At 67.0% G+C, this 14,710-nt stretch carries 14 protein-coding genes; 9 read left to right on the forward strand and 5 right to left on the reverse strand.

Features of this window, described 5'->3' with window-relative positions; genetic code table 11:
- On the reverse strand, positions 1-367 hold a 367-nt coding region (locus tag IT540_RS01830; RefSeq protein ID WP_291172440.1), incomplete at its 3' end, for a twin-arginine translocation signal domain-containing protein.
- Between the two features lie 148 nt (positions 368-515).
- Between IT540_RS01830 and IT540_RS01835 the strand changes: the two genes are divergently transcribed.
- The 3 genes from IT540_RS01835 to IT540_RS01850 are packed head-to-tail and all read left to right on the forward strand — an operon-like array spanning position 516 to position 2,747.
- Complete coding sequence (locus IT540_RS01835) at positions 516-833, forward strand: hypothetical protein (protein ID WP_291172443.1); 318 nt, start codon at positions 516-518, stop codon at positions 831-833.
- A 22-nt stretch (positions 834-855) separates the two neighbouring features.
- A complete protein-coding gene (gene mobA / locus IT540_RS20805) occupies positions 856-2,043 on the forward strand; it encodes a molybdenum cofactor guanylyltransferase MobA (RefSeq protein ID WP_366029006.1) in 1,188 nt (395 codons plus the stop codon).
- Positions 2,040-2,747 carry a hypothetical protein gene (locus IT540_RS01850; protein ID WP_291172445.1) on the forward strand — a complete coding sequence of 236 codons (708 nt, stop codon included), beginning with the start codon at positions 2,040-2,042 and terminating at the stop codon, positions 2,745-2,747. Before mobA ends, IT540_RS01850 begins: the two co-directional genes overlap by 4 nt.
- 314 nt (positions 2,748-3,061) lie before the next feature.
- On the opposite strand, the gene IT540_RS01855 is transcribed toward IT540_RS01850, so the two are convergent.
- Positions 3,062-4,765, reverse strand: coding sequence for an OFA family MFS transporter (locus IT540_RS01855; protein WP_291172448.1), 1,704 nt, complete (start codon positions 4,763-4,765; stop codon positions 3,062-3,064).
- A gap of 216 nt (positions 4,766-4,981) precedes the next feature.
- On the opposite strand from IT540_RS01855, the gene moaA reads away from it, so the two are divergent.
- On the forward strand, positions 4,982-6,022 hold the full coding sequence (moaA, locus tag IT540_RS01860) for a GTP 3',8-cyclase MoaA (protein ID WP_291172451.1): 1,041 nt from the start codon (positions 4,982-4,984) through the stop codon (positions 6,020-6,022).
- Between the two features lie 42 nt (positions 6,023-6,064).
- Here moaA and IT540_RS01865 read toward each other — a convergent pair whose 3' ends face one another.
- Positions 6,065-6,745, reverse strand: coding sequence for an SLATT domain-containing protein (locus IT540_RS01865; protein WP_291172453.1), 681 nt, complete (start codon positions 6,743-6,745; stop codon positions 6,065-6,067).
- Between the two features lie 184 nt (positions 6,746-6,929).
- Between IT540_RS01865 and IT540_RS01870 the strand changes: the two genes are divergently transcribed.
- Complete coding sequence (locus IT540_RS01870) at positions 6,930-7,670, forward strand: hypothetical protein (RefSeq protein WP_291172455.1); 741 nt, start codon at positions 6,930-6,932, stop codon at positions 7,668-7,670.
- An 80-nt stretch (positions 7,671-7,750) separates the two neighbouring features.
- Here IT540_RS01870 and IT540_RS01875 read toward each other — a convergent pair whose 3' ends face one another.
- Positions 7,751-8,230 (reverse strand): hypothetical protein, encoded by a 480-nt coding sequence (locus IT540_RS01875; protein WP_291172456.1) that lies wholly within the window; start codon positions 8,228-8,230, stop codon positions 7,751-7,753.
- Positions 8,231-8,524: 294 nt separating this feature from the next.
- Between IT540_RS01875 and IT540_RS01880 the strand changes: the two genes are divergently transcribed.
- On the forward strand, positions 8,525-9,112 hold the full coding sequence (locus IT540_RS01880; RefSeq protein ID WP_291172458.1) for an NnrU family protein: 588 nt from the start codon (positions 8,525-8,527) through the stop codon (positions 9,110-9,112).
- A 177-nt stretch (positions 9,113-9,289) separates the two neighbouring features.
- Here IT540_RS01880 and IT540_RS01885 read toward each other — a convergent pair whose 3' ends face one another.
- Complete coding sequence (locus IT540_RS01885; RefSeq protein WP_291172460.1) at positions 9,290-10,996, reverse strand: L,D-transpeptidase; 1,707 nt, start codon at positions 10,994-10,996, stop codon at positions 9,290-9,292.
- A gap of 373 nt (positions 10,997-11,369) precedes the next feature.
- On the opposite strand from IT540_RS01885, the gene panB reads away from it, so the two are divergent.
- The 3 genes from panB to IT540_RS01900 all read left to right on the forward strand — a co-directional run bounded on the left by panB (position 11,370) and on the right by IT540_RS01900 (position 14,614).
- Complete coding sequence (panB, locus tag IT540_RS01890) at positions 11,370-12,248, forward strand: 3-methyl-2-oxobutanoate hydroxymethyltransferase (protein WP_291172462.1); 879 nt, start codon at positions 11,370-11,372, stop codon at positions 12,246-12,248.
- Positions 12,249-12,419: 171 nt separating this feature from the next.
- Positions 12,420-13,184 (forward strand): tetratricopeptide repeat protein, encoded by a 765-nt coding sequence (locus IT540_RS01895; RefSeq protein WP_291172464.1) that lies wholly within the window; start codon positions 12,420-12,422, stop codon positions 13,182-13,184.
- A gap of 23 nt (positions 13,185-13,207) precedes the next feature.
- Positions 13,208-14,614 carry a PQQ-binding-like beta-propeller repeat protein gene (locus tag IT540_RS01900; RefSeq protein WP_291172467.1) on the forward strand — a complete coding sequence of 469 codons (1,407 nt, stop codon included), beginning with the start codon at positions 13,208-13,210 and terminating at the stop codon, positions 14,612-14,614.
- Positions 14,615-14,710: the final 96 nt, after the last annotated feature.

The raw sequence follows: 14,710 nt of genomic DNA on the forward strand, positions 1-14,710 counted from the left end.
GAAGGCAGGTCGGGATGGCGAAGGTCGGATCCTTGCCCCAGTAGTAGTAGGACGTGGTGTGGGCAGCTTCGACCGTTCCATCGGTTACGGCGTCTGCCGCCTGAAGGCCTCCGACGATCTCTCCCGCTGCGAAGACTTGAATGTTGAACTTGCCGTCCGTCATCTCGGAGACGGCGTGCGAGAATGTCTCGGCCGCGCCATAGATGGTGTCGAGCGATTTCGGGAAGCTCGAGGTCATCCGCCAGGTTATGCTCGGCATGCTCTCGATGATCGCGGGGGCTTTCGGCTCGTCGCACGCCGCGACGGTGGCCGCGGCTCCGCCGGCACCGGCAACTTTCAGAAACTTCCGGCGATCGAATTTCGTCATTTCGTTTCCTCTACCCCCAAATTTTGGGGGGACTATAGACGGCCTCCGGCGGATAAGACAGGTATCGGAAAGCATTGGGCCTCGACGCTGTTGCGCCCGCTCCTGCGTGCAGTAGGCTCCGGCGGCTGCCGCCATGGAGGATCAACAAATGATAAAGAGAACGATCCAGGGCCTTGTCTGCCTGCTCAGCGCGATCTCGGTGCCCGCGGCCTCCCCGGCTGACGCCGCCGAATGGTGGATGCTGCAGCAGACGGACAAGGGCCGGGAATGCGCTCCGCCCATTGAGTCCGAAGGCGTCACGCTGACGCCCGACGTGCTCATGAAGCAGTACCCCGAGTGCAAGCTGATGGACGAGACGCCGTCGCTCGACCTCAGTGCAGTGATGGTCAACTGCGAGGGGGACATCGACCGTGTCTTCGTGTTCACGAAGACCAAGGCCGGCTGCGAGCGCCTGGCCGAGGATTGATGCGGCTGGGGGCGGGTTTGCCATGAGCGAGGACGTTGCGGGCGTGCTGCTGGCCGGGGGGCTCAGCCGGCGCATGGGCGGCGGCGACAAGGCGCTGCTCACGCTCGCCGGGCGGCCGCTGGCCCGGCATGCAGCCGGGCGGCTCGCGCCGCAGGTCGGGCATCTGGTTCTCAACGCTAACGGCGATGCGGAACGGTTCGCCGTGCTCGGGCTTCCAGTGGTACCGGACGAGACCCAGGATTTCGCGGGACCGCTGGCCGGCGTGTTGGCCGCCCTCCATTGGTTCGCGCGGGAGCGGCCGCGCACGCGTGCCGTGGTCAGCGTGTCCGTGGACGCGCCGTTCGTGCCGCTCGATCTCGTGGAGCGCCTCGCCGCTGCGCTTCTCGCTCATGGCGAAGCGCGCGTCGCCGTTGCGCAGTCGCGGGGCCGGCAGCATCACGTGATTGGGCTCTGGCGTATGGAGGCCGCGGACGAGATCGCGGCGGCGCTTGCTCGCGGCGCCCGCAAGGCGGAGACGATGGGCGATCGGCTCGGTGCCGTGGCAGTGCCGTTTCCCGATCTCGACATCGGCGGGGAGCGCGTGGATCCGTTCTTCAACATCAACACGCCGGAGGATCTTGCGTTCGCGGAGGCGATCCTGGCGCGTGCGCCTGCCCCTCGTGGGGAAGGAAGTTTACCGTTCGTCGTTGGCGTTGCGGGGTGGAAGAACTCTGGAAAGACGACGCTCGTCGTGCGGCTCGTCGCCGAGCTCGTGCAGCGCGGCTATCGCGTCGCAACCGTCAAGCACAGCCATCACCAGATCGTCTTCGAGGCGAAAGGCACCGACAGCGCGCGCCACCGGCAGGCGGGCGCGCAGGAGGTGGCAGTGGTGTCCCCCGACCGCTGGGCCGTGGTGCGCGGGGGTGAGGACATCGCATGGCAGGATGAGCCCGAGCCGCCGCTCGCGGCCGTCGTCGCGCGTCTCGCGCCCGCCGACATCGTGATCGTCGAGGGCTACAAACGCGAGGTGATCCCGAAAATCGAGGTGCGCCGCAGCGGACAGGCGCCGGGTGCGCCGCTAGCGGACGGCGATCCGACGGTGCTCGCCGTTGCCGCGGATCACGAGGTCAGGGGCGAGGGTGTGCCCGTATTCTCGCTCGACGACGTGAAGGGGCTCGCCGACGTCGTGGTTGCTGCCGCAGGTCCGATCCTTTCAAAGGCGCGCACATGACCGCGTGGGGTCCGCTCGCCGTGGCTCTCGTGCTCGCTGTCGCGAGCGGCGCTGTTGCGCGCGCCGATGATCCGAAGCTCGCGCCGGGACGCGATCCGGCCGGTGCGGCTGTCGCGGTGATTGCCGATGGGTTCGACTACACGCGCGCGGACGTGGCGGATGTGCTGGCGCGCGACGGCGAGGGTGAGGCGATCGCTTGGGATGCGGTGGACGGCGATCACCGTCCGTTCAAACGCGATGGGAAGGGTACGGATGCCGTGCTGGCGGCTGGGGTGCACGGGGGCGTGCGCGTGGTGGCGGTTCGCGTCGTGCTCGACGATGCAGGATCGCTGGCGCGCGGCCTCGCGTTTGCCGCCGCAACGCCGGCGCGCTTTCTGGTCGTTCCGCTCGATGCCGGTGCCAAGGCCGGGCTCGATGTGCTGAAGGCGGCGGCGCAGCGCTTCGAGGCTGTCCTGCTTGTCGGCTCGGTGCCGAAGCTTGCCGACGGCGACAAGGCGGAGGACCTGCCGAACCTCATCGTGCTCGATGCGGGCGCCAACGGGCTTGCCGCAGCGGAGGCCGTTGCGCGGGTGCTCGGCTGCAACAAGGGTGCGCTGGCCGGTGCAAGCGGTGCGGAATTGAAGACGGCGTTTCTAGCGCGCCTCGACGAGAAGGCGCTGCCGCGCTGCGCGCCACAGGGTGGCGAAGAGGGCAAGCAGCGCTAGGGCATTTCCGATCTTGGACCAGACATGAAGCGCGCCCTCGCCCCAATCCTCTTTCCGGGGCAATACGGAGTGGTCGACGTGGGGGCTCTTCCTCTCCTGCTGCCTTTGCTCATCAAGGCGCAGGAGACGGGCGCGTTGCGGCAGGAGGCTTGCCGGACGGGCATCGGGCGTGGAGGATGGGGGCGAGCGGTGCCCATCCGCGTTAACGAAAAGAAGCGCGGCCGCCAGCAAGGCAGCCGCGCTTCCTCCTACCCACCCCCTGAGCAAACTCGTCGTGCGGGCCATGATCCGTCTCGCGGAGCGGCCCGGCTGTCCTAACGGAAGAACACGAGGGCCTTCTCGAACGTCACCCAGACGCCCCAAGCAAGCGGCACGCCAACCAGCGACCAGAACAGCGCCGCCTGTGCATCCAGGCCGCCCTTGCCGATTCCGAAGGATCCCGAGGTCTGTGGGCCGGAGGCCGTCTTAAGCTTGGCCTGCTCGGCGGCAACCTCGGCCTCGCTCATGTGCCATTTCGGGTCGCCCGGGCGGACGAGGAGGTTCGCAATGAAACCGATCACGAGCAGCCCCGCCAGGATGTAGAAGATCTGGCCGTAGAGCTTGTCGGGCGCGATGCCTTCCGCATAGCGCGTGTCGTGAAGGTAGTTGACGATGACGGGGCCGACGATGCCGGCCGTCGACCAGGCGGTCAGCAGCCGGCCGTGAATGGCGCCCACGAACTGCGTGCCGAAGATGTCGGCGAGATATGCCGGGATGGTCGCGAAGCCGCCGCCGTACATCGAGGCAATGACGCAGAAGCAAGCGACGAACAGGCCGAGAAGCTTCCAATCCGCCGAGGACGCTGCGAGCAGGTAGAGCGCCGCGCCGAGCACGAAGAAGATGAAGTAAGTGGTCTTGCGGCCGAGATAGTCGGAGGAGGAGGCCCAGGCGATGCGGCCGAAGATGTTGAACAGCGAGATGAGGCCGACGAAGCCCGCGCCCACCGCCGCCGCTGTCGCGGCCAGCGCCGCATTCTGCTTCATCTCGAGATAGCCGAGCCCCGGCTCTCCGGCGAGCGCGCCGCCGAACGTTTCCTGCAGCATGGGCGAAGCCGCGCCGATGATGCCGATGCCGGCCGACACGTTCATGCAGAGCACGATCCAGAGCAGCCAGAACGCTTGTGTCTTGTGCGCGTCGTTGAGGTGGACGTGGTTGGTGGTGATCATGGCGTGGTTGCTGCTCGGCGGCGTCCAGCCTTCCGGCTTCCAGCCCGCGGGCGGCAAGCGGTAGCGCATTGAGCCGATGATCATGAACACGGTGTAGATCGCCGCCATGGTGACGAAGGTCTGCCAGACGCCCGGATCGGTCGGCGTCTTGAAGACGTTGTCCATGAGCAGGGTCGCGAGCGGCGAGCCGATCATGGCGCCGCCGCCGAAGCCCATGATGGCCATGCCCGTCGCCATGCCGCGCCGGTCGGGGAACCATTTGATCAGGGTCGAGACGGGGGAGATGTAGCCGAGGCCTAGGCCGATGCCGCCGATGATGCCGGAGCCGAGCCACATGAGCCATAGCTGATGCGTATAGACGCCGATCGCCGAGAGGAGGAGGCCGCCGCACCAGCACACGGTCGAGACGAGGCCGGCCTTGCGCGGGCCCGCGCGCTCGAGCCAGCCGCCCCAGATGGCGGCAGAGACGCCGAGCAGCACGAAGAAGAACGTGTACATCCAGCCGAGGTCGAACAGGCTCCAGTTGCAGTCGGTGGCGAACAGCGCGCGCAGGGTGCCGGCGGCCTTCTCGCCGAAGGTCACCGCCCCTGCCGAGCACTCGGCTACGGGCTGTCCGTCGGTGCCGAGAAGGGCGCCCTGCAGCGGCTTCCAGAACACGGAGAAGCCGTAGGCCATTCCGATGCACAGGTGGATGCAGAGCGCTGCCGGCGGCACCATCCAGCGGTTGAACCCCGGCTTGGCGACGATCGCCTCGCGGTCGAGCCATCCGGGCTGTGCTGTCGCCCCGGCCTCCGCGTCCCTTGTGCTGACCATGGTGCTTCCTTCCCCCAACGCTGCGCGGCCTTTGTTTACGGGCCTTTTCGCTTAGCACTATCGTGCGCAAGCTTATGACACAAGTGAAGATGGGCTTGATGTCGGCGATAAGCTCGTTACGTTAAGGAGCTGGAATCCGCGGGTCGGCAGACCGGCGGCGCGGCTTGCTATGGTCCGCTGGCGGATCGCTGCAAGGATGGCGATCTGGGGCGGAAGATGAGCTTCACGACACCGACATCTTATCTGGAGGGTGCCCCGGCATCCGAGCTCGTCGATCCGTTCGGGCGGCACGTGAGCTACCTGCGTGTCTCGGTAACGGACCGCTGCGACTTCCGCTGCGTCTACTGCATGAGCGAACACATGTCCTTCCTGCCCAAGAGGGACCTGCTGACGCTCGAGGAGCTCGACCGGCTCTGCTCCGCATTCGTTGCCAAGGGCGTCAGGAAATTGCGGATCACGGGTGGCGAGCCGCTGGTGCGCAAGAACATCATGTGGCTGTTCCGGGCGCTCTCCCGCCACATCGAGACCGGGCGCCTCGAGGAGCTGACCCTCACCACCAACGGCAGCCAGCTCGAGCGCTTCGCGGGAGATCTCAAGGCCGCGGGCGTCAGACGCATCAACGTTTCCATCGACACGCTCGACCCGCAGAAGTTTAAGGCCATCACGCGCTGGGGTGATCTCGCGCCGGTGCTTCGGGGCGTGGAAGCCGCGAAGCGGGCCGGCATCGGCGTCAAGATCAATGCCGTGGCGCTCAAAGGCGTGAACGAGGACGAGATCGACGACCTGATCCGTTTCGCGCATGGCGAGGGCCACGATCTGACGCTGATCGAGACCATGCCGCTCGGCGATATCGAGGGTGACCGCACGGACCAGTACTTGCCGCTCTCCATCGTGCGGGCGCGGCTGCTCGACCGCTGGTCGCTAGAGGACATCCCCTTCCGTACAGGCGGCCCGGCCCGCTACGTGCGCATCAGGGAGACTGGCGGGCGGCTCGGCTTCATCACGCCGATGACGCATAACTTCTGCGAAAGCTGCAACCGCGTGCGACTTACCTGCACGGGGACGCTCTACATGTGCCTCGGGCAGGAGGACGCGGCTGATCTGAGGGCGCCGTTGCGCGCAAGCGCGGACAACGGTCTTCTGTTCGACGCCATCGACGCGGCGATCGCGCGCAAGCCCAAGGGGCATGATTTTGTCATCGACCGGCGCCGGAAGCGTCCGGCGGTCGCGCGTCACATGAGCGTGACGGGAGGCTGACGGGCGACGGTCCGTTGCGGCGTGGGGTCGTGCGAGCTCGCGCTACTGGTGCACCCACCAGATCAGCGGCGGCACGGCGAGGAACAGCGCGTAAAGACCGTAGATGTCCAGGACATAGCGCAGGCCGAGGGTGATGCGCTCGGCTCTGCCGGCCGCTTTGCTCTCGAGCTTGGCACACAGGAAGTCGATGCGTGCGTGGTTCGCGGGGCAGGCGCGGAGCGCCTCGTTATAGCGGCGCCGGAACTCTTGCACCTCTGCGGCATCGGAAGGACGCGCGATGCGCAGCTCCTGGGCGAGCTCCGATACGGTCAATGCGCAGTTGTGCAGGTGATGCGCCTTCATCTTGTAGTCGTTCGTTGCCTCGAGGAGGCCGAGGATCAGCGTGAATACCGACGACACGAGCTGCACGAACGTGATCAGCCGATTTGTCTGGTCGTCGATCTGGCCGAAGTAGACCGCCTGCCAGACGGCGAGCCCGACGAAGTAGAGCGCCACCATCGACTGCGTGAACAGCGAGACGGTCTGTTTCTGCTCGAGACGGGTGGCCGCGTTGAAGCGCGCCGCCTTGACGAGGCGCATGGTGTGGGCGAGCTGATCCGCGGCGTGCGTACCGGGCGGAACAACGGCAAGGCGAGGCCGCTCGGCAGGGGTGGCCTCGCGCAACGGGCGCGCGCCGGTCACGCCGCCGTGCTCTAGGCTCGCTCGTTGGCTCGCGGGCATCATGGATCGGGCGTGTCCTCGCGTCTGCAGGTTGCCACCGATTACCTGATTCGACCCGCGCGAGCCGCGGCACGGGGGTAACAGCGCCCCGGCAACCGGATGGCAAATGCAGAGGCGAATTCCGCGGGGGCCGATCGTCTCGGAATGATGCTATGATGTCTGACGAACGGTTCCGGGGAGGGGCGACATGTCGAGAAGTTTGCTGCGCTACGCCCGCCTCACGCGCCGTCAGCTCATCGTCTTCGCGCTCGCCTCTGCGGTCATCAACGGCATGATCACGGCGAGCGTGGGCGCCTGGCTCGCGCAGACATACTCCACCTACCAGGCGCGGCGGGCCGCCATCGAGACCATTGCGCATCTCGTCTATGAGCGGCGCACGCGCGCCGGCATGGTCGCCTCCGCAATCCGGCGCAACGCGGAGGTCGAGGAGGTGCGCCATCGCAAGCAGGCGTACGACGAAGCCTATGTCGGCTGGAACAAGAACGTCATGCTCAACCTGTTCGCCATCCGAGAGGCGGCGGGCGATCTCAACGTGTCTTCGCTCGAGCCGGTGTTCGAGGATCAACTCATCGCGGCCATGGCGGACGTGGACCGCTGTGTGACGAAGGCCTACGACGCGCGCATCGCCGGTGAGGACGCCAAGGCCGTGCTCGACGGCTGCCGCATGGCGGAGCTGCACCAGTACGTGCTCGATTGCGGCGCGACGTTCACCAACGAGCTCTACAAGCTCACGCAGCCGACGTTCATCCCCTTCACGGGGCAGTTCGCCAAGACCCGTGCGTTGGCTGAGGCGCGCATCCGCAGCTACTGCGTGGAAAAGGCCGTTCAGCCGGCCGCGCCGCAACCTGCTCCGGCGACGCCGCCCGTCTCGGCCGCTGTGCCTCCGGCACCTCCTCCTACTCCGGCCACCGCCAAGACGCCGCCTTGACGTGACGGCCGATCAACGCGGAAGCCCCGTTGTGCGTAGACAAAGGGAGGCGCTGCGCTCCCGGCGAGTGAATGGGGGGCCTACTGGCGCGCCTGCATGGTCGTCGCGATGCCCGGCGGCGACACCGCGAGGTAGCGTCCAGCCACGCCGATGATGGAGCCGGCGACCACGAGCGCGATCGTCCAGCCGAAGGTGTTCAGCATGAGGGCGTGCCAGCGACCGCGCCGCGCCGCCCTGACCCACGGCGGCGGTGACACCACGCCTTGGGGCGGCGTCAGCTTGCTGGTCGCGGAAGACTCGTCGAGCTCGGCGAAGAACGCAAGACGCGGCGAGCGGGGCGGTGTCACGATAGCCGACGGAGCGGCGGAATCGGGAGCGACAGGCGCGGATGAAGCGACGGATGCCGCAGCGAGCGGTTTGGACGACCGCGTCACGACTGGTTTCGTCTCTGTCACTTCGTCTCTGTCGTGCGGCTCAGGATCAGCGTTGCCGAGGCCCGCGTTGCGCAAGGCCACGCTCAGCGGCGTGGACGACCGGCTCACTACGGGCTTCGTCTTCACGACGGGGTCTGTATCGCGGCGTTCAGCGGCCGCGTCGCCAAGGCCGGCATCGCGCAAGGCGGCGCTGAGGGAACGCGGAGCTTTCCGAGCCTTCGCCCGGCCTCCTTCCGCCCCGCGCGGACTCCGTTCTGTCCAGCCGTCGGTCACAGCCATTGGGCCTTACTCATCACACGTTCCGCCCGTTTATAATTATGCTAAAAACCACGCGCGGAGCAATGTTGGTGCACTGCAAAATATGCGGTGCAGGGCAGCGCTTGCGCGTCGGCTCGCCGCTTTCCTTTCGAGGATGATCGCATGCTTCCGTTAATTCTCGGCCTACTCCTGTTCTTCGCCGTGCATCTCGTGCCGACATCGCCGAGCTTGCGGCAGGGTTTAGCCGAGCGTTTCGGCGAGCCGGCCTATAAAATCGGATTTTCTTTAATTTCCTTGATCGGCCTCGTGCTGATCGTGGTCGGCTACCACAAGCTTCAGGTCATGCCGGGCAAGAACCCGGTGCTCTGGGACCCGCCGTCATGGACGCGTCACATCGCATTCCTGCTCATGGTGCCGGCCGTGATCCTGCTCGTCTCCGCATTCGTGCCGTCGCGCATCCGCACCGCGGCCAAGCACCCGATGCTGGCGGCCATCAAGTTCTGGGCGCTGGCGCATCTGCTCGTGAACGGGGATCTCGGCTCGCTGGTGCTGTTCGGCAGCTTCCTGGCTTTCGCCGTCTACGACCGGATCTCGGTCAAGCACCGTACGGCGGTCGGGCCGGCGCTGTTTCCGTCCGGACCGTTGAACGATGCGCTCGTCGTCGTCCTGGGCTTGGCGCTCTACGCGCTGATCCTTGTCTGGGGGCACGGCGCGCTGATCGGCGTGCCGATCGTCAGCTTCGCGCCTTGATCGAGGGACGGCGGCGCGCGTAGGCGAGCACCAGTTCTTTCCTCAGACGCGTCTGGATCCTGGCCGTCCATGCGAAGCATGGCTCCGCCATGACGCCGGGACAACGTCAGTTGAGTGGGCGAAGGAAGGCTGGGGCTGGCACCCGTGCAGCGTGGGACGCTTGAGTGATGTGCGCCCTCAGCGGATGGGGACGATGAAGTCCGTGAACTTGCCGGTCTCGTTGCCGATGCCGAGGTCCGAGATGACGAGCGAGGAGCCGGGCTTCATGACGTCGGCGATCTGCTCGCGTACATCGTCGGGGATGGCGATGCGGTCGAGTGCGGCGGCGGCTGTCTGCGCGGCGAAGTCGACGGCCGGTGCGGTCGGCTCCGACGGCTTCGATTTCGCCTGCTTGTCCTTCTTGCGCTTGGCGGCGCGCGTCGGATCGTGCGGAACCGACACCACGCTCCACCTCATGTCCGGCTTGTTGTCGGCGAAGGCCAGTGCCGTGAACACGTGCGTGCCGACCGGCTCGTCGGGGCGATCGAACGTCACGGCGACGTCGATCACGTCGTTGTAGCCCTGGCGGATGTAGAGCCGCTGCTTGGCCCGGCTGATGAAGATCGAGACCGGAAGGTTGCGCATCTCCTCGAGCTTCTTGGCGGCCCGCTCCTTGGCGAGGCCGCGCTCGAGCGCGGCGTTGGCCGTCATGAGTGCGTTCATGGCGGCGCGGCGCTTCTCCTCCGCCTCGCTTGCCACGCTCTCGGCGGACTGAAGCACCTCGTCGGCGTGGCGGAGCGAGACGCGCACGGCCTCGATCTCGGACGGCAGGCGGGCGACTTTCTCCTCCAGCGCCAGAGTCTTGGCGATGCGCTTGGATTCGTCCATCGCCTTGGCCTTCTTCCTGCGCTTGCCCTTCTGCTCCTCGGGCGGCGCCTTGAGGTCGGCCAGCTCGCGCTCGGCGCTCTTGAGCGATCGCTCCAGCTTGGAAAGCTCGTCCTCGAGCCGCTCGGCATCGGCGCGCGCGGCGATGAGGGGGGCGCGTGTGACGGCGGCTGCTTTGTGGGCCTGGGTGAGCAGCACGTGCTTCTCGATCTTCTCGTAGCCGGCCGTGCGGATCTCGGCGCTCAGCTTCTCCGCCTCGAGACGGCGGCGCTCGCGATAGCTCAGGCGCGCCGTCGGTGCCGTTTCGGTTTCGGCAGCGGCGGCCACGGCGACGCCGAGCACGCCTGCCACGCCCGAGGCGTCGGCGACCTGCGTCTCCTCAACGATCGCATTGCCGGCCGCAACATCGTCCTCGGGCGGGAAGGCGGTGAAGAGGCGCGTGTGCGCGATCGGCTGCGGCGAGGTCGGGTCGCGTGTGACGATGACGCGCGTGCCCATCTTGGTCATGCCGAACAGCTTCTTCGAGAAGCCGTGCGGGAGGCGGATGCAGCCGTGCGATGCAGGATAGCCCGGCAGCGCGCCGGCGTGGAGCGCGACGCCCGACCAGGTGATGCGCTGCATGTTAGGCATCGGTGCGCTGTCGTAGAGGTTCGAATAGTGCATGCGCCGCTTCTGCAGCACCGTGAACACGCCGGTCGGCGTGGCGTAGCCGACGCGTCCCGAGGATATCGGCGAGGAGGCGATGGGGCCGGCCGCGTCGTAGACCGTGAGGCGCTGGCGCCCGAGCGAGACGTTGATGACGAGGGGGCCTTGCGCTGCCCGCTCGGCAATGTCGGGGTCCTTCTTCGACGCCTTGGCGGAGGATCCGCGGGAGTCCTCGTTCGAGACCACCGAAGGGGCGCGTTTCGCCTTCTTGCGGACCTTGGGGGAGGGGGCATCCCAGCCGAACAGACCCTGGGCTTCGGCGCGCGGCACCGGCAGGCCCGATCCGCCTGCCAGAAGGCCCGCGCTCAGGGCCAACAGGCTTCCGACGCTCAGTGCGCCATGAAACCTAGAGGATCGATGCGGCTTCCCGGAAAAATGAGGCACGATACAACCATCCCTGCAGGCTGAAATGAGAAAAAGCGAGTTGTGACAAGGATTAGCGACGTTTGCCTAACGCTCGGTTAGCAAGTTTCTAAGGTTATCAGACAATAATTGCCTGTAGCAATTCGCGACGTGGCGCCGAGCCGATCCCGCTGCCGGTGTGGCCAATTGTCAACGAATCGACATGCGCAGACGGGCTCCGTCGCAGGGACGGCGCCCATTGACGCTGCACCAAGGGGCAGGTGGCGCACGGGAAGCGCGGGGTCTAGACTCCTTCCAAAATGCTCACAGGAGGCGCCAAGATCGCATGTCGCTGCACCCACTGACCCGCCGCCTGATGGCGCCCGACATCACCGCCATGAAACGGGTGAAGCCGGTCATCGCGCTCACGTCGTACCACGCCCATACGGCCGCAATCGCCGACAAGTACTGCGATTTTCTCCTGGTCGGCGACAGCCTCGGCATGGTCATGCACGGCTTCGAGACGACGGTGCCGGTGACGCTCGACATGATGATCGTGCACGGGCGCGCGGTGGTGCGCGGGGCCAAGCGCGCGCTCGTTGCAGTCGACATGCCGTTCGGGTCCTACGAGGAGAGCCCGTCGGTGGCGTTTCGGAACGCTTCGCGCGTCATGAAGGAGACGGATTGCGGCGCCGTGAAGCTCGAGGGCGGCCGGCGCATGGCCGAGACCACGCGCTACCTGGTTGAGCGCGGCATCCCGGTGATGGGCCACATCGGGCTCACGCCCCAGTCCATCAACGTGCTCGGCGGCTTCAAGACCCAGGGGCGGACGCGCGACGAGTGGGCGGCCATCGAGGAGGATGCGCGGGCACTGGCCGACGCAGGGGCCTTCGCCATCGTGCTGGAGGCCATGTCGGCGCCGCTTGCGGCCCGTATCACCGAGGCCATTCCCATCCCGACGATCGGCATCGGTGCCTCATCGAACTGCGACGGGCAGATCCTGGTCATGGAGGACATGCTGGGGCTCTCGCCGCGGGTGCCGAAGTTCGTCAAGAAGTTCGGCGCCGTGGCGACCGCCATCGAGGACGCGATCCGGGCCTATGCCGAGGACGTCGGCGAGCGTCGCTTCCCGGCCGAGGAGCATACCTACGCCATGAAGGAGCCTGCGCCGAGCGTGATCCTGCCGCCACAGGCCACGAAAAAGCCGAAAAAGCTCAGCACTTAGCGAGTTCTGCAGAGATAGGGTCGGGAAGCCGCTTTCTCATCATTTGCTCCGCTGGTGCCGCCGGGGTATCTAGCGGGTTTCAGCGGCTCAAGGGCCCGCGGCGCACGCGTCGAAACTCGCGCTCGGATGAAGCGCGGGGCCTGAGGCAAAACCAACTGGGCACGAGGCCATATGGTCGACAAGAACGATGCGCTGTTCCGTGAGATTGACGAGGAGCTGCGCCGAGAGCAGTTCGCAAAGATCTGGGAACGCTTTGGAATCTACATCATCGGGTTGGCGGTCCTGATCGTCGCGCTGGTGGCCGGGGCCAAGATCTGGGAGGCGCAGCGCCTCTCGAACGGCAATGCGGCCGGGGCCGAGTTCGAGGCTGCCGTCGCCCTTCAGGAGTCGAACAAGACCGAGGATGCGCTCAAGGCGTTCGAAGCTCTCGCTGCGCATGGGCCGAAGGGCTACGCGGCGCTCGCCAGCCTGTCCCAGGCCGGCGCCTATCTCAAGCTGGATAAGCCCTCGGAAGCGCTCGCTGTTTTCGATAAGCTGGCCGGTGATGCCGCAACCGATCCGTTGCTCGCGAACTTCGCGCGCCTGCAGGCCGCCTCGCTGCGGCTCGGGGAGGCCGACTTTACCGAGATGGAGAATCGGCTCAAGCCTTTGGTTGCCGATAACAGCCCGTGGCGCTTCACGGCGCGCGAGTTGCTCGGCACAGCGGCGATCAAAGCCGGTAAGCTCGACGAGGCACGCGGCCTGCTCGCGCCGCTGCTCGCCGACCCGGGGTTGAGCCGGGGAGCCAGCGACAGGATCCATCTCCTGATGTCCAAGATCGCGACTGACGAACTCGCCGGTGCGCCACCCGCCTCTGCCCCCGTCGCCACCGAGGCGGCGCCGGCTGCTGGCGCGGACGCGGCCAAAGATGCAGAGAAACCCGCATCGGCACCCTGACCGCCGATACCGGAGGCTCCGACATGGTGCTTGATCGCTTGAGCCGGGCTCTTTCCTTCGGGGCGATCCTCATCGCGACGGGCGCGATGCTCGGCGGCTGCTCGGACAGCTTGCCCAGCCTGCCGAAGGTCAGCGAGCTCAATCCGTTCAAGGAGACGGTGCCGCCGCTGCCCGGAAAGCGCATTCCCGTGCTGCCGGCCCAGGAACGCAACATCGGCGAGCTGGCCGAAGCGAGCGGGCCCATCGTGCTTCCGCCGCCCCGCCTCAACGAGGCATGGACGCAGGCGGGGGGCGAGCCCAACAACTCGCCCGGGCATCTCGCGCTCTCGGGCAGTAACCTGAAGCAGGCGTGGAGCGCGAGCGCCGGCAAGGGCACGACCAAGGTGGGGCGCGTGACCGCGACCCCGATCGTGCTCGACGACCGCGTGTTCGCACTCGATTCCGAAGGCTCGGTCAGCGCCGTCTCGGTGTCCGGCGGATCGGCGCTGTGGAAGGTGTCGCTCAAGCCCACGACCGACAAGCAGAGCGCGGGCGGCCTGTCGGTTGCCGCGCAGAACATCCTCTACCTCACCGCCGACGACGGCGGCGGCTATGGCGGTGGCCTCGCTGCCGACGGCGGGCGCATCTTCGCTGTGAGCGGATACGGCGCCGTGATCGCGCTCGATCCGGCCAACGGCAACCGCATCTGGGAAAAGAACCTCGGTGTTCCCATCCGCGTGGCGCCCACCGCGACCATGGATCGTGTGTTCGTCCTCACTGTCGAGGGGCGGCTCTACTGTCTCTCCACCATCGACGGCGCCGAGCTTTGGGTCGTGCGCGGCCTTCCCCAGCAGGCGAGCCTGGGCCTCAATGCCAGCCCGGCGGTCGACGGCGACGTGGTGGTCGTCCCCTACGCGACGGGAGATCTCGTCGCCTTGCGCGTGGCCGACGGCAGCGGCCTCTGGTCGGAAAGCCTCTCGCGCTCGCGCACCACCTCGCAGCTCGCCTCCATGAGCGATGCGGCCCGGCCCGTGGTGGACAACGGCACCGTGTTCGCCGTCGGGCACGGTGGGCGCATGGTGGCGACGGTCGCCAAGACGGGCGAGCGCCTTTGGTCGCTCACCGTTCCCGGCACGCAGCCGCCCTATGTCGCGGGCGACAGCGTGTTCGTCGTCGATACCCAGGGACAGCTCATGGCCGTCCATCGCCGGGACGGGCGGGTGCAATGGACCACCAAGCTTCCGGGCTCCAACACGTGGGCCGGCCCTGTGCTGGCCAACGGCATCCTGTGGCTCGTCTCCAAGGAGGGCCAGCTCACCGGCGTCGAGGCTGCGACCGGCCGCGTGACTGGCCAGATGAGCATCGGGGATACGGTTTACATCCCGCCCGTCGTCGCCCAGGGCCGGATGTTCGTCCTCACGGATGCCGCCAAGCTGGTCGCCCTCAACTGACCGCGCATTCCGGCGGCTGCCGGCCGGTGTGATGGGCGCCTCTTCTTCCCCGTGAACCATTCCGCCAGCCCGCTAGCGCGGCCTGCTGATTATTCC

Origin of the sequence: Hyphomicrobium sp., assembly GCF_020852195.1 — a bacterium.
Lineage (GTDB): Bacteria > Pseudomonadota > Alphaproteobacteria > Rhizobiales > Hyphomicrobiaceae > Hyphomicrobium_C.

Coding starts and splice junctions, on each gene's coding strand:
- mobA (WP_366029006.1), top strand. CDS start 856: ATGAGCGAGGACGTTGCGGGCGTGCTGCTGGCCGGGGGGCTCAGCCGG.
- IT540_RS01900 (WP_291172467.1), top strand. CDS start 13,208: ATGGTGCTTGATCGCTTGAGCCGGGCTCTTTCCTTCGGGGCGATCCTC.
- IT540_RS01835 (WP_291172443.1), top strand. CDS start 516: ATGATAAAGAGAACGATCCAGGGCCTTGTCTGCCTGCTCAGCGCGATC.
- IT540_RS01865 (WP_291172453.1), bottom strand. CDS start 6,745: ATGATGCCCGCGAGCCAACGAGCGAGCCTAGAGCACGGCGGCGTGACC.
- IT540_RS01880 (WP_291172458.1), top strand. CDS start 8,525: ATGCTTCCGTTAATTCTCGGCCTACTCCTGTTCTTCGCCGTGCATCTC.
- IT540_RS01855 (WP_291172448.1), bottom strand. CDS start 4,765: ATGGTCAGCACAAGGGACGCGGAGGCCGGGGCGACAGCACAGCCCGGA.
- IT540_RS01850 (WP_291172445.1), top strand. CDS start 2,040: ATGACCGCGTGGGGTCCGCTCGCCGTGGCTCTCGTGCTCGCTGTCGCG.
- panB (WP_291172462.1), top strand. CDS start 11,370: ATGTCGCTGCACCCACTGACCCGCCGCCTGATGGCGCCCGACATCACC.
- IT540_RS01895 (WP_291172464.1), top strand. CDS start 12,420: ATGGTCGACAAGAACGATGCGCTGTTCCGTGAGATTGACGAGGAGCTG.
- moaA (WP_291172451.1), top strand. CDS start 4,982: ATGAGCTTCACGACACCGACATCTTATCTGGAGGGTGCCCCGGCATCC.
- IT540_RS01870 (WP_291172455.1), top strand. CDS start 6,930: ATGTCGAGAAGTTTGCTGCGCTACGCCCGCCTCACGCGCCGTCAGCTC.